We start from the raw sequence: 21843 nt of genomic DNA, 5'->3' as shown, positions 1-21843 counted from the left end.
TCATGAGAAAAGTAAAATACCCACATAAGAATAAAGCTGAGAAAGAGAGCTTCAATAATACTTATTATAATCTCATAAAAGATAAAATTGATGAGTCCAAAATCAATCCTCTTCTTAAAAAAATTGATAAAACTTATAGTTTAGAAAAAATTATAATAAGTGATTTTTCTACCTTAATAGACATTCAAGATGTTATAAAAAAATCAACTCATAGAAAAAAAATTGAAAAATTTTTTATTGTAAAGCAGAATGGAAAGGTAAAATCAATTTATGAAAATTGTCAACCTTTAATTTCTGGTTTTTTCATGAATAATAATATTGATTTGAAATCTTGCCATTATTGTAATATTGATCATGTAAATACTGTTGAAGAACATTATCAATTCAATTCTAAAGAAGAGTTTATCTCTAAAGCTCCTAAAGAAGTATTAATAATGATTGATGAAATTTCAGAGAATACAGCAGAAGAGATAATGAGAAAAAGATACTCAAACAACATTATAAATGAGTTAAAGTTAGTATTAGGACCAAGGGTTTATCCCAAATTATTCAACTGGTGGAATTCTGCAAGTATTGCTAATTCTTCAAGTATCGATTTAAAAAATATTGTAATTAAAAAAAATCATTTTACATTAGATCATGTTTTACCAAAAAGTGAATTTCCCTTTTTTTCCTTGAGTATCTATAATTTAGTTCCTTCTTGTTCTTCTTGTAACTCTAAGTTTAAGCATATGAAAGAGTTTACAATAAATAAAGCTCTTGCAAAAATTTGCCCAACTTCTGATGAGTTTATTCCAGATGATTTAATAAAATTTAAGATGAATTTTGATGTCAATGATCCTGATTTTGAAAGTAAGATCAAAAAAATTAAGCAAATTGATGATGTTGAAATAAGAGTTGAAAATATACAATCTTTAGATGGTATAAATGAATTTTTAGAAATATTCAAAATAAAACCAAGATATGAGTTTCATAAAAGCATCTCATTCAATTTAATAAAAAAAAGAAAACAATATCCTGATTCTCAGCTAGACGAAATTGAAAAAATTTTTCAGGAAAATGGAATATTAATAGACAGAGAAACATTTAAAAAACAGATTTTTGGTTCAATTATTTTTGATAAAGAAGATACAAACGAAACTTTTGAAAAATACAAAAAAGATATTGCTAAACAACTAGGGTTAATACCATGACTGCTTAGAAATGATATGCAATTTCCTCATAATGAGTTTTTTATAACTATTGTTTTGAAATATAAATTTAAAAACGAATTGAGTTTTCTCCTTGTAAATTATGTGTGAATAAAAAAGAGTTAAAGAACTTTCTTATACATAGCCCTCACAAATCTAGATAAATGAAAGCTTTTACTTGTCTGGTTCACCTACCTCAAAAAAAGTATAAATATGACGTAATGAAAGTTTTGCCAGATCAATATTCCACAATGGCTCACTTTGATTAACAACAGCTAGGGTTCTGTCACTCATATCAAATTCTTCTACAAAACAATAATAAAGATACTTGTTAAGCCTTAATTAATGCGTTTGCCATTATAATACAAATTAGTCTGTAAAGAATACGATTGCTCAGAATAGAAGTCCATTAAAAGCGATATAATGCGTTCCTTTAAAAAAAGCTTGGTTTTGGTTTGTGTCGTCCAGGTGTTCAACCGTTTTATCCTTCCTCTATTCGAAATGTGAAACTGATCCTCCGCACCGGGAATAGGTTTCCATACCTCGCCCGGAAGATCTTTTAGTGACAAGTTCATACAGGCAGGTGGATTATTTTCATCAATTGCAGGTTGTCCTAATTTTTTCCAAAGAGATATATTAAGTATTTTATCCGATTTATTTTCGACAATTGGTGTAAAATCCTCTTTTGAAGGAACATAATCTTGTAAGAACCACCGAAACTCCCCTGCAGTCAGCCTTTCTTTTTCTATTGCAGCCAAAACATATGTACGGTTAATACCAAGACTACCTGCTGCAGCGTCCATACTTTCATAAGAAGCAACAAAACTGCCTTCAACCGTATACTGATTTACAGCTCGGTCAAAATTTCTTTTTTTGCCCCTTCCTAGTTTCATTGTTTTATAATGCAAGTCGCTCACGGATAGTTTTTCCAAGTTATCGGCATGTACATGGAACTGGTTATTATCTTTGAATGATATAAGAAGTGATCTATCATCCATATCAAATTTTTCAACAAAGTGATAATAAACCAAACGAGGTATGGATTTTCCATATTCCTTGCCTTCTAAAGACAGCGAACCTCGGACGCTGTAAAAATCGGTTTTTAAATACTTGTTAAAGTATTTGAAGACACGCGGTTTCTTAATAGAATCCTTTAATCTCCATTTCCCTCCATATGAGTTTACAATACAGCGTTCAAGGCTCTTTATTCTTCCGTAATTGGAAATAGCATAGTTCTCAAAACCTTCAATAAGTTTCCATTCTTCGTTGGGCAGATCCTTTAAAGAAGTATTCGAAAGAACATCTTTTAGATACTGGTCCTCTATATCAGTAGGTAATTTCATGAGTCAATAAAATTTTAATATCAAATGGTATTTATTGAATATAATAAAAATATAAAACTTCTGGAGAAAGAAAAGAAATATCAATAACTAAACTAAGGCTCAATTTTTAAGAAAACCTCTAAAAGCTAATAAAAAACGTATAATCTATCGGGTACAACAGTTCTAAATATTTTTTAACAGACCGAATCGATTCATTTAAAACCATTTAAAACCGCAAAATGTTGTACCTATGTTGTACCCAAGTTCAAGGCACAAAAAAACTCTCTTAAAAAAGAGAGCTAAAACACTGATTACCAGCTTATTATTTGTAGCGAAGACGGGAATTGAACCCGTGACCTCAGGGTTATGAATCCTGCGCTCTAACCAACTGAGCTACCTCGCCGTTTTGGTGGTGCAAATATAGAAAATATTTACTTACCACCAAAATTATTTTATCTTAAAATATTCCAAAACATCACCTACGTGATCTGGTTTACTGATTATCTTATTGTTAGCATCTAAAATAAAATAAGTCGGAGTTGCATGAACATTGTAAGTATCTACATAACTACTGTTCCATCCCTTTAATTCAGAATCATTGATCCATGGAAATACACTTATTTTTTTGCTGTATGAATCTTTATCTGTATCCAGAGAAAGCCCAACAATCTGAATATTCTTAGCTTTTAAATCGTTGTATTTTTCCAATAATTTTGGAAGTTCACTTTCACAGTGTGAACAGGTAGACGACCAGAAAACAATCACCTTCTTGTCAGCTTTTACATCATACAATGACTTTGCTGTTGTATTCAAAGGAGATTGGAATTTATTATTTGGGAAAGTTGCTCCAATCTCTACATTAGTATTCGATTTAATTGTTGAAGCCAACCTGTCATTGATCGTACATTTAAGATTTTTAGCAAGACCTAGGTATTTATCTTTGAATTCATTCATATCATATACATCAAATATGTCAATCAATTCAGATAAAACGGTCTGTCCACGCGGTGTTTCTACCTTTAAAGTATCTAAAAGTTTGTCTACGGAAGCGCCAACATTCGTGTTCCCTCCGGTATTCAGGTAAGCAACAAGTATAGGTCTTAATAATGATGATGTTTCAAGAAGATCGTTAGATTTATCCAGGAAGTTAGCAATGTCTTCCTGAGTAACCTTTTTAGAGTTATCAGCAGATAAAAACTTGCTATAATTAGTATTATAGTAATAAATAAAAGGATGCTGAGCTTGATCAACAGAATTAAGGCCTCCAGAAAGTCTGCTTATTTCAGTTTTTAAAGCTTTCCCGAAATCAGTATTGTCTTTATAATACTCTTTAATTTGAGTTAAAGCAGGTAAAATCAATTCCTTCTTCTGAGATCCTTCCTGTAATTTACTCATTAAATCATTAGATTCATCCTGATAAACAATATTCTTAACCTTATTATCTTGAGTCTCTAATTTTATACTTACGTTTTTATTTTCTGAGATAAAACTAATCGAATTATTAGTAGTGGGAAAATAGATCTTCATCATACCCGAATAATTTTTTGGGTATTTAAAAGTCCATACATTATTTTTAACCTGCTCTTTAGAGGCAATAATATCTTTCGATCCGTTTAAAGTATATAGAATAGCGTCTTGTTCTTTAAAATCTGCAGGCGTCTGTACAGTAACAGTGAACTGAGCCTGTAAAGAAAATGCAGATAATACTGCTGATAGTATGTAAATCTTTTTCATAATGTAAAAATAAAAAAACTCTCCGACTAATCAGAGAGTTTAAAATATTTTAATAAAATTTTATATTTTTTGGCTTTTATATTTTTTTGTATAAAATGCGATGAACATGATTGCAACAGCTCCTAAAGCGTAAACATACATGTCAATTGGTGAAGATACACCCGGACCAACTCCTTGTACAGTCGGGTCATCTACAACGATTGTCTTCTGCGCATTCCCCATAAATGCAATTAAAAGAAAAAAAGTACCTACTAGTTTATTTATAGTTTTCATATATTTTATTTTAAGATTTTGGTATTAACAGTTTCTCCCTTATCTGAAACAATTTTTACAACGTAAGAATTTTTAATAGAGTTATCTAATTCAATTACAAAATCTGTAGAAGTATTTACTGCTTTTTTAGAGATTACCAGTTTACCACTCATATCATAAACTTCAATATCTGCTTTTTTCCAGTTTGGATCAAATCTAACAATATAGTTAGTAATTTCCGGGTTATAAACAACCATTGTTCTTGAAGACTTAACAGGATTTTGAGTTGCTAAAACATCACGTTTAGGCTCACCATAGAATAAGTCATAAGGTAAAGTATTGGTAGTAACAGGGATTGTTTCACCTTGTTTAGCCTGCATTACATTTCCATTTGGAGCTTTGTAATAGAAACCTATACCTGTTGAAAGCTGATGTGTTCCATTAGAAACTAATTCAGCATTTTCTCTGATCTCAAATTTATAAGATTTAATTTGAGCACTATAGTTCATCAAGCTAACGTTTTTACCTGTAAAGTCGTTTTCATTAGCTTCGTTAATATATAACCAATAGTTAGAGCTGTAGTTAGGATCAATACCACCAGTTGTAGCTTCTTCAAAAGTACCTAATAGATTAGCAGTACTTGCTGTATATTGAGTCTTTTGAGCTGAAGTATGTCCTGTAGTACCATTTGGATAAACAACATAATATGTTCTGTCCAGTTCTTTTCCGTTAATATCAAGAGCAATAACTCCTAATTGTTTAACAGTTCCTGTTGATCCATTTTTAGCAGCAGTAACACTATAAGGAGTAGCTGATGCTCTACCATGATAATTAAATCTTCTTAAATTACCAAAGTTAAGGGCAGTATTACCTGTATTAACATTATCAGTAAGCTTAATAGTAAATGCACCGAAAGGTCTCACCACTAAAGATGAAGCATCTCCAGTTGGAACACCAGAAAGAAAAGTTACTACTTTATAAGTAGCAGCTGTACTACCGGTTCCTGTATACTGAACTCCAGTTGCTTCTGTTCTTACACCATAAATATTATTCAGAGTTACACCATCACCACCAGCCTCAGCAATTCCGATGTTAGTTAGATCTAAATTAGTAAGGTATGGGTTAGCAAATTGGTACATATTTTTCCCATAATTACCCTGCCATTTACCTGCAGATTCATTAAATTCATCACCTACATAAGTATTATATGCTTCATTATAACTATTATGCCCTTGTCCAAAAGTCCCAAAATTCACACTTGCACCCGCATTACTCAATGTAACAGGTGTATTAGCAAATGTACCATCATCAGAAACAGGACGACCTTTGATTGTTCTGGTAGTCGTAAGATCTAAACCTTGTCCGCCTATCATATAATAAGCTGTTGAAGGAGCAGCCTGACCGAATGTATAGTTAATATCTCCAAAATTCACTGCTTTTACATCAGTGTTATGCCAGTATAAAACATCATTTTTAGAACCTCTTATAGTGCTAAATGTTTTACCGACCTCTGTTCCTAAAGAACCAATAGACTTGTTAAAAAACGGAAGCCCCATTTGCTGGTAATCCCCATGTTTTACTTGTCTCATCTCTTCGTCAACAATACCTGTAATATTACCTTGTGGAACACCAGTAATATATAACTGTCCGTAGGTATAAACAGGAGCGGTAACACCTCCATCATTAGCATTCGCTAACGTGTAGTTATTGGGCTCATTAAGCTTGTTAACGAAGTTACTTCCTCCGTTAGCTTCTGTTTTATCTACACCTCCTGCAGTAATTGTTTTAAACGAATCCGTTGCTGATCCGCTAACCATAAAGTTACCGTGATTTTCAACAACTCCATTTCCTTTCATTTGTACGCCTCCACCGGAATAAACCAGTGTACCTTTACTTACGTACGTAGAAGCAGTGTCATCTACATGTAATAGAACATTCTGCGCCTGAACAGAACTAACTGCTGCTAATAAACCAATAGCAAATAAACTTTTTCTCATTGTATATAATTATTTGTGTGTTAATACAATCTTCACCTGCAAAGGTAAGATTTTTTTTTCAAGGAAAAAAATATATTTTATTTATTAACAAAAATATTATCTTCGGTTAATACTATTTCTTTCTCCTCTCCTATTGAAAACATGTAGTCTTCAAGTACTTTCTCAGTGGTTCCTCTAAGCCCTCTGGCTCCCAAACCTTTCTCCATAGTTTCTTCTACAATTTTTTCAATTGCACCGTCTGTGAATACTAAATTCGTGCCATCCATTTTAAAAAGCTCCACAAATTGATTCACGATTGAATTTTTGGGCTCTTTCATGATACGAACCATTACTTCTTTCGTGAGTTTGTCGAGATAAGTAATGATTGGAAATCTGCCCAAAAGTTCGGGAATTAATCCGAAAGTACGAAGATCGATTGCATTAATATTTGTTAATACATAATCATCTTCATCCACTTTATTGATCTTTTCTGAGCTGAAACCTATTGCCTGCTTATTCATTCTTCTTTCGATGATCTCCTTGATCCCGTCAAAAGCTCCGCCGGCAATAAATAAAATATTTTGAGTATTTACCTGAATATATTTTTGATCCGGATGTTTTCTTCCTCCCTGGGGTGGAACGTTCACAATACTTCCTTCCAATAATTTCAATAAACCTTGCTGAACACCTTCTCCGGAAACGTCTCTTGTCAAACTCGGGTTATCAGATTTTCTGGCAATTTTATCAATTTCATCAATAAATACGATTCCTTTTTCTGCTTTTTCAACATCATAATCAGCAACCATCAGAAGTCTCGACAAAATACTTTCAACATCTTCTCCTACATATCCGGCCTCTGTTAAAATCGTCGCATCTACGATACAAAACGGAACATTCAACTCTCTGGCAATAGTTTTAGCCAATAACGTTTTTCCTGTACCCGTCTCACCAATCATGATGATATTTGATTTCTCCAACTCCACTTCTCTGTTTTCGTTCTGAGCGTGAAGCAGTCTTTTATAATGATTGTAAACAGCAATAGACAGTTGCTTTTTCGCCTGATCCTGTCCTATCACATACTGATTAAGAAATTCTTTGATTTCTTTAGGCTTTTTCAGCTCGTCAATATTTTCTGCCGGAGACTGTTCTGTTTTAGAACCGCCATCCTTTACAATTAAATGAGCCTGTTCTATACAATTTTCGCAAATAAAACCGTTCTGACCAGAAATAAGCATTTGAACTTCGCTTCTTTTTCTGCCACAGAAAGAACATTGGTTTGAATTCATCTTATACTATTATATATGTTAAAGAAAATCGTAAAAAATTTCTTCTTTACGATCTCCTTATTTTTTTAAGAATTAATAATTGAGTTTTGAATCTCGGTATATTCTTCGTTTGTTAATTTTAATCGCTCATTTTTAAAATTCATTTCCTCCACATTATTTAATGGGATCAAATGAATATGTGCATGAGGAACTTCTAATCCCACAACTGCCACTCCTACTCTTACGCAGGGAATAGCATTTTTGACTTTCTTGGCAACTTCCTGAGCAAAACCCCAAAGATTTTTATACTCTTCGCTGTCAAGATCAAAAATAAGGTCAACTTCTTTTTTAGGAACAACCAAAGTATGTCCCTTCACCAAAGGCATTGCATCTAAGAATGCAATAAAATCTTCATTTTCTGCAATTTTATATGATGGAATCTCGCCATTAATGATTTTTGTGAATATTGTACTCATTCTTATTAGAAATTAGATGTTAGAATTTAGATGTTAGTTTATAAAGTAATTTCCAATACTTCGAAAGACAATTTGTTTCCGTTTGGTAAAACAATTTCGGCAGTATCGCCAATAACTTTACCCAGCAAACCTTTAGCAATCGGAGTATTTACTGAGATCTTTCCGGTTTTTAAGTCACTTTCGTTATCTGGTACCAATTTAAAAGTCTGCTCTAAGTTTGTCGCATTATTTTTAAGTCTCACTGTTGTTAAAATTGAAACTTTTGAAGTATCTAATAGGCTTTCATCTATAATTTTTGAAGAAGAAACAACGTCTTTAAGCTTAGAAATTCTCATTTCCAACATACCTTGTGCTTCTTTAGCAGCATCATATTCTGCATTTTCCGACAAATCTCCTTTGTCTCTGGCTTCTGCAATCTGCTGAGTAATTTTTGGTCTCTCTACAGTTTCTAACTGTTCCAGCTCAGCTTTCATTTTCTCTAAACCCTCCTTTGTTACATAGCTTGCCATAATTTTCAAAATTTAGTTTTAGTATAAAAAAATAATCCGACATTTGCCGGACAATGTTTTGTTGTAATAATCGTTTAAGTTTTACAAATATATAAAAATTTAAATTGAAATGAAAAAAAGTTTCTCAATCTTATCTATTTTCACCTTACTGATATTCAGTAATTTAACTATAAATTCATGCGGTAGCAGGGAAGATACAGTCAGTTGTTTTCCGAACGCTCCCATCAACGTAATATTAAACCTTAACCTTCCTGCTTACTATTCTCTGAACCAAGTTGGAGGCTGGAAATACATTGACGAACAAAGTTCGGGCACCAGAGGGCTGATCGTTGTAAGAGCTTCAAGCACGACATTTAAAATCTATGACAGAAATGCACCTCATATTTGTCCGGATACCAACACTACTCTTGAGGTAAAGGATGACATCAGTGTGGTCTGCCCGAAAGACAATGCAAAATGGATCTTACTGACCGGCCAGCCAACAGCCGTTGCCAATGTTCCACCAAAGACTTATCTGTCTAATTATGACGCAAATAGTAATGTTTTAAATATATATTATTAAAAATGAAAGTCGTAATACAGAGAGTTTCAGAAGCGAACGTAAAAGTCGATGGCAAAATTGTAGGAGAAATCGGAAAAGGGCTGATGCTTTTGGTTGGTATTGATGAGAATGACGAAAAAAATGATGCAGATTGGATGGTTCAGAAAATTTTAAATCTTAGAATTTTCGGGGATGAAGATGATAAACTCAACCTTTCTGTAAAAGATATTTCGGGAGAAATTCTTTGCATCAGTCAGTTTACGTTAATTGCTGATTACAAAAAAGGAAATCGTCCGTCTTTCATCAAAGCGGCAAAACCTGATAAAGCTATTCCTCTTTTTGATTATTTTAAAGATGAAATTGCAAAATCAGGACTGAAAACAGAGAGCGGAATCTTTGGAGCCGATATGAAAGTATCTCTAATCAACGATGGACCTGTGACAATTGTCATGGATTCCATTACAAAAGCTTAAATTTACAACAGATAATAATTTATACAAAAAATGAAAAAAACCTTAGTTACTTTAGTTCTTCTTGCAGGAATTAATTTTTCTTACGCTCAAAAATCTTATACTGACGATCAAAAAGCGTCTTATTACATCGGTCTTGATATTGCTCAAAACCTTAAAAAACAAGGATTTGCTATAGATCCTGACCTTTTGGCTCAGGCAATAAAAGATGAGCTTTCGGATAAGCCAAGATTATTGCCAAAAGAAGAAATGGGCACTTTCTTACAAGGTTTCATGCAGAAGCAAAATGAGAAAAAACAAGCTCAGGACAAATTAAAAGCTGACGAAAATAAAAAGAAAGGAGCAGAATTTCTTGCAAAAAACAAGCTAAACAAAAAGATAACAACTACCGCAAGCGGTTTACAGTATGAAGTTTTGACACCGGGTGACGGAAAAGCAAAACCTACCGCTTCAAGCACTGCCAATGTATTATATACCGGAAAACTAATGGACGGAACCGTTTTCGATTCTACAGATAATCATGGCGGAAAACCTATTGAATTAAATATTTCAGGGGTTATAAAAGGCTGGACAGAAGGTATTCAGCTGATGAGCAAAGGCGCTAAATACAGATTTTATATTCCTTCCGATTTAGCGTATGGAGATAACGGAGCTGGCGGAGTAATTCCTCCAGGAGCAACACTAATCTTCGATGTAGAATTAGTAGATTTTAAATAAGAAATTGATTTTATCTAAAAACGTCTTTCAAAAACTTGAGAGACGTTTTTTTATGCAATAAACTTAAAATCACTATATTTATTCCCTAATTACAGAATTAAACAAAACCTAAAAACCTGAAAAACGCCTATGAAAAACAGAATCTTTATTATATTGATTTTCTGCTTCTTTCTATCTTTCGGACAGAACAGAAAGGGAGAATTTCAATTACAGAAAAACTCAAATTCACACAGTCTTTATATTGCTTTCTCTAAAAATGCAAATGCTGTTGATATTATTAATTATACACAAAGCAAAAATCCTGCATTCAAAGAATTTGTGAAAGCAAACGGAATTTCATTTGTGAACGACCTCGGTTTCAGCGACAGAAAGCTGAACGAAATGATCGAAAGCAGTAAACAGAATAAAAATTCGGGAGAATCAATTGAGAAGCTAAAAAGAATTTTCAAAGTTGAAACCTCATTGAAAAATAATGAAGATATTTTAAAATTAGCAGAAAGTTTTGAAAAATTTTCTGAGATAGAATATGCTTCAATATTAAGTAATGAACCTATTGAACCGCCTGCAACAGCTACTTTTGTTATTACCCCTAATTTAGAGGCTTCTCAAACCTATTTATTTGAAAATCCCGGAATTAATGTAAATTATGCCTGGTCAAGAGGAATCACAGGACAAAATGTAAGAGTTCGTGATGTAGAATATGGTTTTCATAAGACTCATGAGATGTTGGTTGACAGAAATACTGTTCAGTTAGAATCCGGAGTTTCTCCAAATTCATCATTAACAACACCAACAAGTACTTATTATAGCTGGCTTGATCATGGAACTGCCGTAATGAGTATCTTAGGTTCAGCAAAAGATAATATCGGGCTTTCAGGAAGTGCTTACAATGCTACTGAAATGAAAGGTTTTCTGGAATGGACAACCGCTTCATACAACAGGGTTGCGGCTGTAACAAGAGCTATTAATGCTTCTCAGTCCGGCGATATTCTTTTATACGAAATGCAGACCGGAGGTCAAAACTCCAATTATGTTCCGGCAGAATATGACAATCTTATCTGGGACTTAACAAAAGCAGCAACAGAATCCGGAATCATCATTATTGCAGCAGCAGGAAATGGTAATGAAAATCTTGATTCTTCTTTTTATGCAGCTTATAACGCAAGAGGAAACAGCGGTGCTATCATTGTTGGAGCAGGAACCAATACAACTGCTCACTCAAAATTAAGCTTCAGTACATATGGTAACAGAGTGGATGTTCAAGGTTGGGGACAAAATGTTTTGGCCGCTGGTTATGGCGGTTGGGCAACTTATGATGGAGATACCAACAGAACATATACCCTTTTCAGTGGAACAAGCTCTGCAACACCAATTGTATCTTCAGCAGCGATTTTGATCCAGTCTTATTATCGTCAGGCTACCGGGCAGTTTTTAACTCCGGCAGCGATGAAAAGTCTTTTGGTGACAACAGGAATTCCTCAAGGTGGAGTTTTAACCACAAAAATTGGCCCTCTTCCGAACATCAAAGCCGCCATCGAGCAATTGGAAAGCAGTCTTGCCCTTTCTGCAAGAAGCACCAATGTAACTCCATTAAAAATTGAAGTTTATCCTAACCCGGCAACTAATTATGTTTCAGTTAGAAGCCCTGAAAAAAACATTGATTTTGAGATCATTAATATGGCTGGGCAATCTATCTTAAAAGGTTCAACTTCATCTGATGAAAAACTGAATATTTCTCATTTACCAAAAGGCACTTATATTATTAATGCTACAGACGGTCAAAGAAGAGTTGTTGAGAAATTTATTAAGCAATAAATTTAATTTTAATAATAATTTTTAACGCAAAGTTCACGAAGATCTTTTCAATTAGATTAAATTGATAATCATAAACAATAAAATTAAAAACGTCTCTCAAAATTTGAGAGACGTTTTTTAAAATAACCTTTTATAAAAACTATTTCGCAGGTACACTACTGAAATTAAGTGCGATTTTTAAGTTCATATCTGAACTTGTCTGATTTTTCAGTTCGTACACCGTTCTTACGGTAACGCCTGAACTTTTTACTACTTCATCCAAAAATCCTGTGTCATTAAGATCAAGATTCAAACTTGCTCCATCAGTAGAAATACTTGAACGAGATGCTACTAATCTTTCTTTTGTTCCGCTTGAAGAAATGTAAACTTTAACAGATTTGAGAGCGCTCAGATTTCCTCCTGATGGAGAAACTACAGAAATTTTAGCATCTGAGATTCTTACATCTTTAATCTGTGCATTGTTATTCCCTCCAAACCAAGTCTGAACATTGGTAGCTGTTGCCGTTGAAGAAACTTCTTTATCAGCAGGAACTCCCGTAGAAACTAAAACATTGGTTGTATAAGGAAATGTATTCTGGACAAGCGACTGTACCGTTCCGCAACTCACTAAAGCCGCAGAGGCTACCATTGCTGTTAATATCATATTTTTCATAATAGTACTTCTTTTATAGAATGACTTACAGAAATTGTACCAAAATTATTCTACGCTTACTTTAAAATTCCCTTTTGTATTTCCGGAAGCCATATTGCTCTTTCCTATAATTAACCAAACCTCGCCTTTACCGACAACCTCGTGAGCAATCTCTCTCCCAAAAGGTCCGTCATATTCTCCGTTGGGCATTTTTATTTGATTGAATCTGATATTAAAATCTTTTTCCTTTGTTGTAATGGTAGCCTTAATATCAGGTTTTTCGTAGTTTGTAATTTTCAAAACCAATTCCTGATTATCTTTGGTAAACTCTTCCCCAAGCGTAAACGGAAGTTGAGAAGCATCGGCTGTTCTGATGATCTGCCCTTCTTTCATATTTCTCATTACTCCGGTTTTCAAAACCTCTTTTGTGACAGGAGAATTATTGATGATTGAATCTTTCATTCTTATTGCCGCCGAATCTACTTTAGCCGGAGAGTCGGGCATTTCTGTGACCGCCATTGAATCTTTACTCGGAATTTCCGTAATATTGGCTTCTTTTTTACAAGAAATAATAATCAATGGGATCAACAATAAGGATTTTTTCATAATAGTTATTTTTAAATGAAACATTGGAGTTTTAATTTAAGCTTATTAAAAAATTTAACCACAAAAGGTACAAAAGCCATGACTGAACTATTTAATTTTAGCTATTTTGAAAACAAAAGCTCTCAAAAGAATAAAAATCAAAGATTTTTAAAAACTTATGTGTTCTTGTTTGCCGTTCATTATAAACTTAAATAATGTGTTTAATCTTTTGTTTCTTTTGTGGTTAAAATAACTAAGCTTTAAACAAGTTTAACTAATGAATCTATTTAGAAGCTAAAATTGTTCCATAAAGTATATTAAAACCTTAAAAAATACTTAGTTTTTTATTTTTCAGGAATCAAAGTCTTCTTTCCGACTGCTCTCAACATAAAGTACATAAAATTGAGCATGATTCCCATTAATACAGTAACTCCCCACGTTTTTGTATAGTCTAACGGATAAATAAATCTCACGGCAATATCATTAAATAATCCGAACGGATTGTTGAGAACATCCCAACTGTTCCATCTTAAAAATCTTCCAAGATAGACTCCGAAACTGCTTAGAAAAAGAAACAAAACAGCAATAATGCTAATCGTTGATCTTTTAAAATAAGATGAAAGCATTTTCTCAATATCCAGTAAACTTGTAAAGCCACAAATTAATCCTGCCCAAGCGTATGAAAGAATAACGATAAGATCATACCAAATGGGCACAGAATTTCTGGTTTTCAGATGAAAAAGATCAGTCAGAATATAAGGTGAATTAGGAAAAAATAAAATCCAGACCACAATCGCAAAAGCCAGTGCAATTTTACTTTTAATATTAAATATCAATAAAAAACTGCTTATGATAAAAGGAATCCATGCCAGAAATAAATTCCAGTTCAGAAAGAAAAACACTTTTGTATCACTCAAATAGTATCTGAAAATTGAAAGACTGAAACAAAATAATGTCATCAAAATCAACAAGATCGTTATCTCAAGTCTATGGCTGTTTTTTAATTTTTTCATCATTTTAAAACAGATTATTTAATGGTTTGATAATAAAAAACCTTGGAAAGAAAACTTTCATTCCGATAATATTTTACTCTTGCCAAAATTTCTTTCTTGATAACGTCATCATGCTTTTCTTCAGCATATTTTAACAGATATTCTTCATTAAAATTAACCTCAGTTTTATGATAATAATAGTCAAAATTATTTCTGCTTATATTTTGAGAGGTTATAAAACCGCCCCAATTAAAATAACTGCAGACCAAAATAGTTCCGTACATGTACCCAACCATTGTATTAAATAGAAATGCATTTCTTTTTTTCAGTTGAATTTTAATAAAGGTCATGATCAAACCAATTAATGATAAAATCAAAAATCCGCAAACGCCTAATCTTTTGTACGTAAAGCCATAACTGACAATGTATTCATAGTTCTTCATCATTGCAGAGAAAACGAGAATTACATTTAACAAAATCCATATTTTGGCTAAAATTTTCATCAAACCTGCTTTAGGATCAAAATTAAAACTCGATTTAAAATAGAACATAATCACCAAAATTGCCATTACAATAGAAACAATCACGGCATTTACTCTTTCGTGAGTTTCTTCGGAAAGCTGATTGGGTGTTTTTACCGATTCAAAAAACTGTTCGTAGTTGTATGTTGCGATAAAGAATATCAATAAAATATTTAAAGAAAACAAGGAAATAACTCCGCTCATTCTTTCAGCATCCAAATCAAGAAAAGAATACGTTGATTTCTGAATTTTATTTTCTTCCGAGAAATTATCATCCAAAATATGATTCTCTTTGTAGATAGTTTTTTCAACCGAATAATTCCAATAATTAAATGCAAAGAAAAAACCTAAAGCAGTGATTATTAAAAGCTCCCAGAAGTTAATATCTAATTCGATATTTTTAAAAAGATTCGCAAAATGGTCGCTTCCAGCGGAATAAATTCCAAAGAAAATAGCTATCAGCACAAGCGGAATTAGTACAAAAGCCAATGTTTTTTGCCATAATCCGGAGATATTCCTTTTCGGCAGCCATTTATCAAAACTAAAAAATCTACAGATAAATGTGAAACAGTTGACCACAAAAACAGGAACCAGAAAAAGGGTTTTCAATCTTCTATTCTTTGATCTGTAAGACAACAGCAAAAGTGAACTTGCAGTAGCCAAAAAAGATGGAAAATCCCCATACCATGCAAAAGCAATACTGGAAAGAATGCTCGTTACAAAAAGTATGAGAAATGTTCTGGTTCTGTTTTTTTCAGGCGTTTTATATAATGTAAGTACTGAATAAATGATTCCTAGAATTCCTAGGTTCAATCCTACATTTTCATCGTAAAACAAGATGATGAACGCTAAAGTGGTGAGTAATATATAATGATGTGTTTTCATAATGAAGAATTTAGAGTTGTGTTTTGTTTTTAGTGTGTAGTGTTTAGCTTTTGGTTTTTAGTAGTATACCGGAGGTTGTTTTTGTTGGATAAAATCTTTCAGATGATCAAAATTCTGCCATAGAAGGTTTTCAAAATCCCAATGATAAAAAGGTCGCATGTTTTGTCCTTTTTTGTAGGCATTGATGTACATTTTAAAGTATTCAGGGAGAATAATGGTTCCCAAAAAGATCGCTGCCAAAAGATGAGCATTCATTTTTCCGTTTCCGAGAAGGAGATATTGCATGGCTATTTCGTCTTCGAAATTGGTTCCGCAACCCGTGATCAGATGATGAACATCGTGATTTTCCATTTTGGGAATCATTGTAAAACCATGTCGACTGTAAAATTCACCTAATCTTCTTCCTAAAGAATCTTCCTTGAACTCCAGTAACTGTTTTTCATTAAACTGCCATTCTCTTTTCTTCTTTTTAAAATATTTTCTGTAAAGTTTTTGAGTCTTGTCGTACACAAAAAGTAAGAAGCGAACACGTAATTTTTTCATTAGTTTATATTTTTAAATTAAAATCCCATTATATTAAGTCCTATTATGGTATAAATTATTGCTAAAGGGATATTAATGAGAATGATACCTATTGATTTTAGGTAGATGTCAAGTTTATTTTTGTTAATAAGTCCACCAATTAACAGACAGAAGGCAATTATTAAATTTAAAATTGACCCAAAAATAAGAAGCATATATCCTCCTGTCGCAAAGGCATCATTTTTTGTAAACAGATATCCAAAAAGGCAAATATTTCCTAATATAAAAGAGCCCCAAAACATAGATTTTCCTACTAATAAAATTTCATTGTTTTTCATATTTATTTTTTTTAAGTTTATTCAAGCAAAGAACTTTGAATTACAAAGTTTTAAACCAAAAAAATATAGAGTTTATCTTCCTATTAATTTTTCCAACATATTTAAATGTTCTGTAAAAGCTTCTCTCCCGCTTTGGGTGACTCTGTAAGATGTTTTAGGTTTTTTACCTACAAATTCTTTCTTTACTTCTATATAAGCAGCTTTTTCCAAGGCGTTACTGTGGCTGGCTAAGTTACCGTCTGTAATCTCCAACAGGCTCTTCATTTCTGAAAAATCAACCCAGTCGTTGACCATGAGAACAGACATAATGCCCAATCTTACACGGCTTTCGAATTCTTTATTGAGTTGATTTATATTGATCATAATTTCAGGTGATAGGTTGCAGGCCTTCGGAATTAGTCTCCGAGGCGCAAATTTATATTTTATTTATATTTCTTATGCATTATCAATCCGTACACAATATGCAAAATGCCAAAGCCAAACGCCCAAAACAGCAATCCCCATCCCAAGAAAAATATGGAAAGTAAGCCTAAAGCAATCTGACAGTATCCTAAATATTTTACATCTGTTAAAGTATATCTTTCGGCATTTACTAAAGCCAATCCATAAAAAATCAATGTTGCGGGTGCCACCAAAACGAAAAAATGATGGTATAAAAGGGCTAAACAAACCACTCCACCCGTTATTAAAGGAACACAAAATGTGAATAACAGTCGTTTGGTTGTAGCATCCCAAATTTTCAATCCTTTCTTTTTACTTTTATTAGCGGTAAAAAAATATCCGCTGAGAACAGCGACAAACAGGATCAAAGTTCCAATAATAACCAATTCGCGAACTAAGGCCGGACTAAATATATTTCTGTTACCATCAAAATAGTCAATCCCTTCTCTCTGAAAAACAACATACACATAACCGGCACCAATAAGCGCTGCCAAACCAGCAACAACTCCGGATAATCCGCTCAGTGAAATAAATCTGGAAGAACGCTCCATCATAGAACGAATATGCAACAGATCTTCGTGATAGTTTTTTGAATCCATATAAAGAACTTTGAAATACAAAGTTATAATTTATTTTTAATCTGCAAAATATTTTTTGAAAAAAGATAAAACTGAATTGTGAATAGTCAATTGGTTTCACTTGTCAATTTTCTATTAAATCTTAAATTCATAATTGACTTGCGAAGCAAAACTGACCATTATTCTTAGTTAAAATTCATAAAAAAACCGCTGAATAAATCAGCGGCTATATTATTTAAAAGATCAAAACTTATTTCGCTCTCAACCTCTCTTTAATAGATTCAATATTTTTCTTTGCAGAATCTTCAAGGATCAGGCTTGCACTCATGTGGATTCTTGCAGGCATCAATTCATTGAAATGATCTGTTCCTTCCCAAGATACTTTTTTAATTAAAGCCAAAGCATCACTGCTTCTTGTGGCTAACGTTTGCATAAATTTTTCAAGCTTAACATCCATTTCTTCAATATTCTCTGAAACTGAATGATATACATTGTGCTGTTCAGCCCACTCTGCCGATCTGAAATCTGCATCAATCGCCATCGCTGAGAACTGAGATTTCCCAATTTTTCTTTCAACATATGGTCCGATCACGAATGGTCCGATTCCTAAATTGATCTCGGTTAAAGCTAACGCTGAATCTTTCGTTGCAAAACAATAATCTGCTCCACAAGCAAGACCTACTCCACCGCCTGTTGTTTTTCCCTGAACTCTTACGACAACAATTTTACCGCAATTTCTCATCGCATTCAAAACTTTAGCAAAACCTCCAAAAAATTTTGTAGAAGCGTCCAATTCTTCAATAGACAAAAGCTCATCAAAACTTGCTCCTGCACAGAAGGCTTTTTCGCCTTCACTTTTTACAAGAATAGCTTTAACCTCATCTCTAGCACCTTCATCTAAAATGGTCTGAGCCAGTTTTTCTAAAATCGCTCCCGGAAGAGAATTACTTTTTGGAGTACCGAATGTGATCTCGGCAATGTTGTTTTTCAGTTCTGAAACTACGAATTCGTTCATTTTTTAGTTATAATTAGATTCTTACAAAAATACTAAATACGAACCTTTTACCGAGAACAAAAAGCAAATATTCTTTAATAAAATATCATATACCATACGCAGTCAGTAAAAATACGGAGTCCTCAATTTGGTATTTTCTACTCTATTTCTGCTTTTCTATAAATCGTTCCTTTGAACTGTGTTAAACAATCATCATAAACACTGGCGAGATCCGAAAAGCCTTAGAAAAGAGTAGGAACATTTAAAACTGAAAAAAATAATATCATGGAAGAATTAATGGGAGTCATCAAATCATTCTCCGGAAACTTTGCCCCTGTAAACTTTATGTTCTGCGATGGAAGATTATTAAGTATTGCACAAAATTCCGCTCTTTTTTCTCTTTTAGGGACTACCTATGGAGGCGACGGTATTACAACTTTTGCTTTGCCAAACCTTAACGGTCGTTATCCTTTAGGAGTTGGAAGCAATGGAAATCAAACTTATGTATTGGGAGAACAGTCCGGAACTCCACAAACGACAATCATGTCTATGAACTTACCCAGCATTACAAGTCAATTAAAAGTTGCTAAAGCAAATGCAACATCGGCTTCGCCATCGGCAACTTCATCAATTGCAATTCCGGGAACAACTGTTGGTAGAGATTTTACTGCTGTACCGAGTTTCATCGACAATGCAACTCCAGCATCTGTTACAATTCTTAATCCACAATCTGTAATGTTCATGGGACAGAACCTGCCCATCGATAATATGATTCCTTATATGGGAATGAACTACATTATTTGTGTTCAGGGAATTTATCCTTCAAGACCTTAATTCAAAAAAATAAGTATTAATAATAATCAACAATTAAAACGAAAATATCATGGAAGAATATTTAGGAACCATCAAAATGTTTGCAGGAAACTTTATCCCAAGAGGATATTTAGCATGCAACGGAGCTATATTAAGTATTGCACAAAATCAAGCCCTATATTCACTTTTAGGAACGACTTACGGAGGAAACGGTACAACAAACTTTGCTTTACCCAATCTAAACGGCCGTGCCCCAATCGGTTCAGGAATTGCTAATACAGGAAAATCAGTAAATCTTGGTGAGGTAGGAGGAACTCCAACGACAACGTTGCTTAACTCAAACTTACCCACTTTTGTAAGCCAGTTGAAAGTTTCTAAATCTAATGCAACAACAGCTTCTCCATCATCAGCTTCATCCATAGCTGTTTCAGGAACAACTGTTGGCAGAGACTTCACTGCGGTTCCAAGTTTTGTAGATACTGCACCGGATACAGTGATCAATGCAACCTCAGTTACTTTTACAGGAGCAAACGTGCCTATTGAAAATATGCCTCCATATTTAGGAATGAACTACATTATTTGTGTAGAAGGAATTTATCCTTCAAGATCATAAAAAATATTCTTATAAACATCTAAAAAATTAAAATCATGAAAAGCACTACTTTTTTCTTAATCTGTAGCCTGCTCATTTCTACTTTTACCTTTGCGCAGACTAGCACTGAACAATTTGAAACAGAATCTCACGGAAGCTCAAGCTTCACAGATAACGGAGTCATTTTCAACATTCTTTCCCATGTAGGCGGGTTTGATATTCAGGCCAACTACCCAAACACAGGTTGGAATGGTACCGCAAATGACAATAGATATATTGATAATTCCGGAGCAGGAAATATTGCAGTTGGAGCATCATTCAGCATCAAAACAACATCTAACTTGTATAAAGCTAACAGATTTTGGGTATTCTTATCTGATACAAATTTAAATCAAACAGTAACGGGCACGCTTACTATAACAGGTAAGTTAAACGGAGTTACAAAGTATACACAGACAAAAAGTACAGGTTTTGCAACCGGTATAGGCTCTACGAATGGATATACTTTGATCGATTTAACGAATCTTAATGGTCAGAACTATTCGAATATTATTATCGATCAGCTTCAAATTACCGCTGGCGGTCTTTATACCTATATAGGTCTTGACGCTTTCACTTGGGTAAAAGATACAGGTATTGTCTTAGCAACCAGTGAAGCAGCCAATGTGATCAACAAGCAGGCAAGCATTTATCCTAACCCGACAAACGGCCCTCTTACGATAAAGACTGATGAAAATACCAAAGCTGAGGTTTACAATCAGGAAGGAAAACTGGTAAAAAGCCTAGATATTAAAAAAGGCATCAATGAAGCTAATATTTCTGAACTTCCGACCGGAGTTTACATCATGAAAACAGCTTCTGAGTCTTATAAAATTATTAAAAAGTAACTTATTGAGGGTAAAGAACTAATAACCATGAATTTTTTACTATAAGTTTCAACCACGAAGATTCTAATTACATAAGTGAAGAAATCCCCTGATTATTTCAGGGGATTCTTATTTTTTTAAGGCTAAAATATATTTATCAATATACCACTCCTTTTCTTTCAATTTATATTGTTGAATATATCTCGGATGTTCCAAAACAGTCATTCTATCAAAAAGTCTGGCTTCTTTATTGAGCTTAGAAATAAAATCTGCATTTTTCTTTCCTAAAATAAAAACTTCCGAAGTATCGAGATTTAAACTGATGTGTTTCTTTAAAGAATCAATCATAAAATCTTTTACATCTTCGAATAGTTTTTTATCATCATAATAATTAGCATTCAGCCATCCTGTTTTTGCCTTTCTTACAATCGCTAAAGGAAAGGGAGAATTGATATAAAAATCTTTGTAAAATTCTTCTGCACCACCGTATGCTTCGATCATATCATACATAAAAACGGAAGAAATTTCGTGCGTGTACGCAGATTTCATTGTAATTCCGCAAACGTTTTCCAATCGTTTTGTATCGGTGAACGGAACGCCTGTCACTCCTGCTCCATGACGACTCGGATTGATCCCGATGATGAATTTCCTTTTGTTGGAATCGTTATAATATTTTTGATAAAACTTTTGCATGACCTCCATCGTTTCAGGATTATCCAAATATGGATTCAAGACCTGAAAACCATCGGGAAGATCTCCTGAATATTCCAGATTTTTATTGAACTGAACAACTTGATCAGCAAAAGTTTTATTCATAT

25 protein-coding genes and 1 tRNA gene are annotated in these 21843 nt (G+C 33.3%); 8 read left to right on the top strand and 18 right to left on the bottom strand.

The features are described 5' to 3' along the window. Positions 1 to 2: 2 nt before the first annotated feature. A complete protein-coding gene (locus BT156_RS04655) occupies positions 3 to 1193 on the top strand; it encodes an HNH endonuclease (RefSeq protein WP_072407640.1) in 1191 nt (396 codons plus the stop codon). A 335-nt stretch (positions 1194 to 1528) separates the two neighbouring features. On the opposite strand, the gene BT156_RS04650 is transcribed toward BT156_RS04655, so the two are convergent. The 8 genes from BT156_RS04650 to greA form a co-directional block, all read right to left on the bottom strand. Continuing rightward, entirely contained in the window at positions 1529 to 2533 is a 1005-nt protein-coding gene (locus tag BT156_RS04650; protein WP_072407638.1) for an NUMOD4 domain-containing protein, read from the bottom strand. A 308-nt stretch (positions 2534 to 2841) separates the two neighbouring features. Next, a tRNA-Met gene (locus BT156_RS04645) sits at positions 2842 to 2915 on the bottom strand. A gap of 44 nt (positions 2916 to 2959) precedes the next feature. Further along, a complete protein-coding gene (locus tag BT156_RS04640; RefSeq protein WP_072407636.1) occupies positions 2960 to 4246 on the bottom strand; it encodes a TlpA family protein disulfide reductase in 1287 nt (428 codons plus the stop codon). Between the two features lie 60 nt (positions 4247 to 4306). Beyond that, a complete protein-coding gene (locus tag BT156_RS04635) occupies positions 4307 to 4519 on the bottom strand; it encodes a signal peptidase (protein ID WP_072407634.1) in 213 nt (70 codons plus the stop codon). Positions 4520 to 4524: 5 nt separating this feature from the next. After that, positions 4525 to 6495: a T9SS type A sorting domain-containing protein gene (locus BT156_RS04630; RefSeq protein WP_083582283.1), complete on the bottom strand. Its 1971-nt coding sequence runs from the start codon at positions 6493 to 6495 to the stop codon at positions 4525 to 4527. A 77-nt stretch (positions 6496 to 6572) separates the two neighbouring features. Beyond that, the gene (gene clpX, locus BT156_RS04625) at positions 6573 to 7760 is read right to left on the bottom strand and encodes an ATP-dependent Clp protease ATP-binding subunit ClpX (RefSeq protein ID WP_072407632.1); all 1188 of its coding nucleotides are present in this window, start codon (positions 7758 to 7760) and stop codon (positions 6573 to 6575) included. Between the two features lie 65 nt (positions 7761 to 7825). Continuing rightward, on the bottom strand, positions 7826 to 8215 hold the full coding sequence (locus tag BT156_RS04620) for an HIT family protein (RefSeq protein WP_072407630.1): 390 nt from the start codon (positions 8213 to 8215) through the stop codon (positions 7826 to 7828). Positions 8216 to 8253: 38 nt separating this feature from the next. After that, on the bottom strand, positions 8254 to 8724 hold the full coding sequence (gene greA, locus BT156_RS04615) for a transcription elongation factor GreA (protein WP_072407628.1): 471 nt from the start codon (positions 8722 to 8724) through the stop codon (positions 8254 to 8256). Between the two features lie 109 nt (positions 8725 to 8833). On the opposite strand from greA, the gene BT156_RS04610 reads away from it, so the two are divergent. The 4 genes from BT156_RS04610 (at position 8834) to BT156_RS04595 (ending at position 12267) form a co-directional block, all read left to right on the top strand. Further along, positions 8834 to 9286 carry a hypothetical protein gene (locus tag BT156_RS04610; protein ID WP_072407626.1) on the top strand — a complete coding sequence of 151 codons (453 nt, stop codon included), beginning with the start codon at positions 8834 to 8836 and terminating at the stop codon, positions 9284 to 9286. A 2-nt stretch (positions 9287 to 9288) separates the two neighbouring features. Further along, on the top strand, positions 9289 to 9738 hold the full coding sequence (dtd, locus tag BT156_RS04605) for a D-aminoacyl-tRNA deacylase (RefSeq protein ID WP_072407624.1): 450 nt from the start codon (positions 9289 to 9291) through the stop codon (positions 9736 to 9738). Positions 9739 to 9768: 30 nt separating this feature from the next. After that, on the top strand, positions 9769 to 10452 hold the full coding sequence (locus BT156_RS04600) for an FKBP-type peptidyl-prolyl cis-trans isomerase (protein ID WP_072407622.1): 684 nt from the start codon (positions 9769 to 9771) through the stop codon (positions 10450 to 10452). A 129-nt stretch (positions 10453 to 10581) separates the two neighbouring features. Further along, entirely contained in the window at positions 10582 to 12267 is a 1686-nt protein-coding gene (locus BT156_RS04595; RefSeq protein ID WP_072407620.1) for a S8 family peptidase, read from the top strand. A 139-nt stretch (positions 12268 to 12406) separates the two neighbouring features. Here BT156_RS04595 and BT156_RS04590 read toward each other — a convergent pair whose 3' ends face one another. The 9 genes from BT156_RS04590 to BT156_RS04545 form a co-directional block, all read right to left on the bottom strand. After that, on the bottom strand, positions 12407 to 12919 hold the full coding sequence (locus BT156_RS04590) for a hypothetical protein (protein WP_072407618.1): 513 nt from the start codon (positions 12917 to 12919) through the stop codon (positions 12407 to 12409). Between the two features lie 45 nt (positions 12920 to 12964). After that, complete coding sequence (locus BT156_RS04585) at positions 12965 to 13504, bottom strand: hypothetical protein (RefSeq protein WP_072407762.1); 540 nt, start codon at positions 13502 to 13504, stop codon at positions 12965 to 12967. Positions 13505 to 13827: 323 nt separating this feature from the next. After that, positions 13828 to 14499, bottom strand: coding sequence for a DUF1361 domain-containing protein (locus BT156_RS04575; protein ID WP_072407613.1), 672 nt, complete (start codon positions 14497 to 14499; stop codon positions 13828 to 13830). Positions 14500 to 14510: 11 nt separating this feature from the next. Beyond that, positions 14511 to 15881: a DUF4153 domain-containing protein gene (locus BT156_RS04570; RefSeq protein ID WP_072407611.1), complete on the bottom strand. Its 1371-nt coding sequence runs from the start codon at positions 15879 to 15881 to the stop codon at positions 14511 to 14513. 57 nt (positions 15882 to 15938) lie between these two features. After that, on the bottom strand, positions 15939 to 16424 hold the full coding sequence (locus tag BT156_RS04565) for a Coq4 family protein (protein ID WP_072407609.1): 486 nt from the start codon (positions 16422 to 16424) through the stop codon (positions 15939 to 15941). 17 nt (positions 16425 to 16441) lie between these two features. Continuing rightward, entirely contained in the window at positions 16442 to 16741 is a 300-nt protein-coding gene (locus BT156_RS04560; RefSeq protein WP_072407607.1) for a hypothetical protein, read from the bottom strand. 72 nt (positions 16742 to 16813) lie between these two features. Further along, complete coding sequence (locus tag BT156_RS04555; RefSeq protein WP_054511899.1) at positions 16814 to 17104, bottom strand: winged helix-turn-helix domain-containing protein; 291 nt, start codon at positions 17102 to 17104, stop codon at positions 16814 to 16816. 59 nt (positions 17105 to 17163) lie between these two features. Beyond that, positions 17164 to 17781 (bottom strand): hypothetical protein, encoded by a 618-nt coding sequence (locus tag BT156_RS04550; protein ID WP_072407605.1) that lies wholly within the window; start codon positions 17779 to 17781, stop codon positions 17164 to 17166. A 229-nt stretch (positions 17782 to 18010) separates the two neighbouring features. After that, a complete protein-coding gene (locus BT156_RS04545) occupies positions 18011 to 18775 on the bottom strand; it encodes an enoyl-CoA hydratase/isomerase family protein (RefSeq protein WP_072407603.1) in 765 nt (254 codons plus the stop codon). A 264-nt stretch (positions 18776 to 19039) separates the two neighbouring features. Between BT156_RS04545 and BT156_RS04540 the strand changes: the two genes are divergently transcribed. The 3 genes from BT156_RS04540 to BT156_RS04530 are packed head-to-tail and all read left to right on the top strand — an operon-like array spanning position 19040 to position 21046. Further along, complete coding sequence (locus BT156_RS04540) at positions 19040 to 19588, top strand: phage tail protein (protein WP_072407601.1); 549 nt, start codon at positions 19040 to 19042, stop codon at positions 19586 to 19588. Between the two features lie 49 nt (positions 19589 to 19637). Next, on the top strand, positions 19638 to 20180 hold the full coding sequence (locus tag BT156_RS04535) for a phage tail protein (RefSeq protein ID WP_072407599.1): 543 nt from the start codon (positions 19638 to 19640) through the stop codon (positions 20178 to 20180). 35 nt (positions 20181 to 20215) lie between these two features. Next, positions 20216 to 21046 (top strand): T9SS type A sorting domain-containing protein, encoded by an 831-nt coding sequence (locus BT156_RS04530; protein ID WP_072407597.1) that lies wholly within the window; start codon positions 20216 to 20218, stop codon positions 21044 to 21046. A gap of 108 nt (positions 21047 to 21154) precedes the next feature. Here BT156_RS04530 and BT156_RS04525 read toward each other — a convergent pair whose 3' ends face one another. Then, positions 21155 to 21841: an SMUG2 DNA glycosylase family protein gene (locus BT156_RS04525; protein ID WP_072407595.1), complete on the bottom strand. Its 687-nt coding sequence runs from the start codon at positions 21839 to 21841 to the stop codon at positions 21155 to 21157. Between the last annotated feature and the right edge of the window lie 2 nt (positions 21842 to 21843).

Origin of the sequence: Chryseobacterium limigenitum (assembly GCF_900114875.1) — a bacterium.
Classification (GTDB): domain Bacteria; phylum Bacteroidota; class Bacteroidia; order Flavobacteriales; family Weeksellaceae; genus Chryseobacterium; species Chryseobacterium limigenitum.
This window is presented reverse-complemented; position numbering and strand designations above follow the sequence as displayed.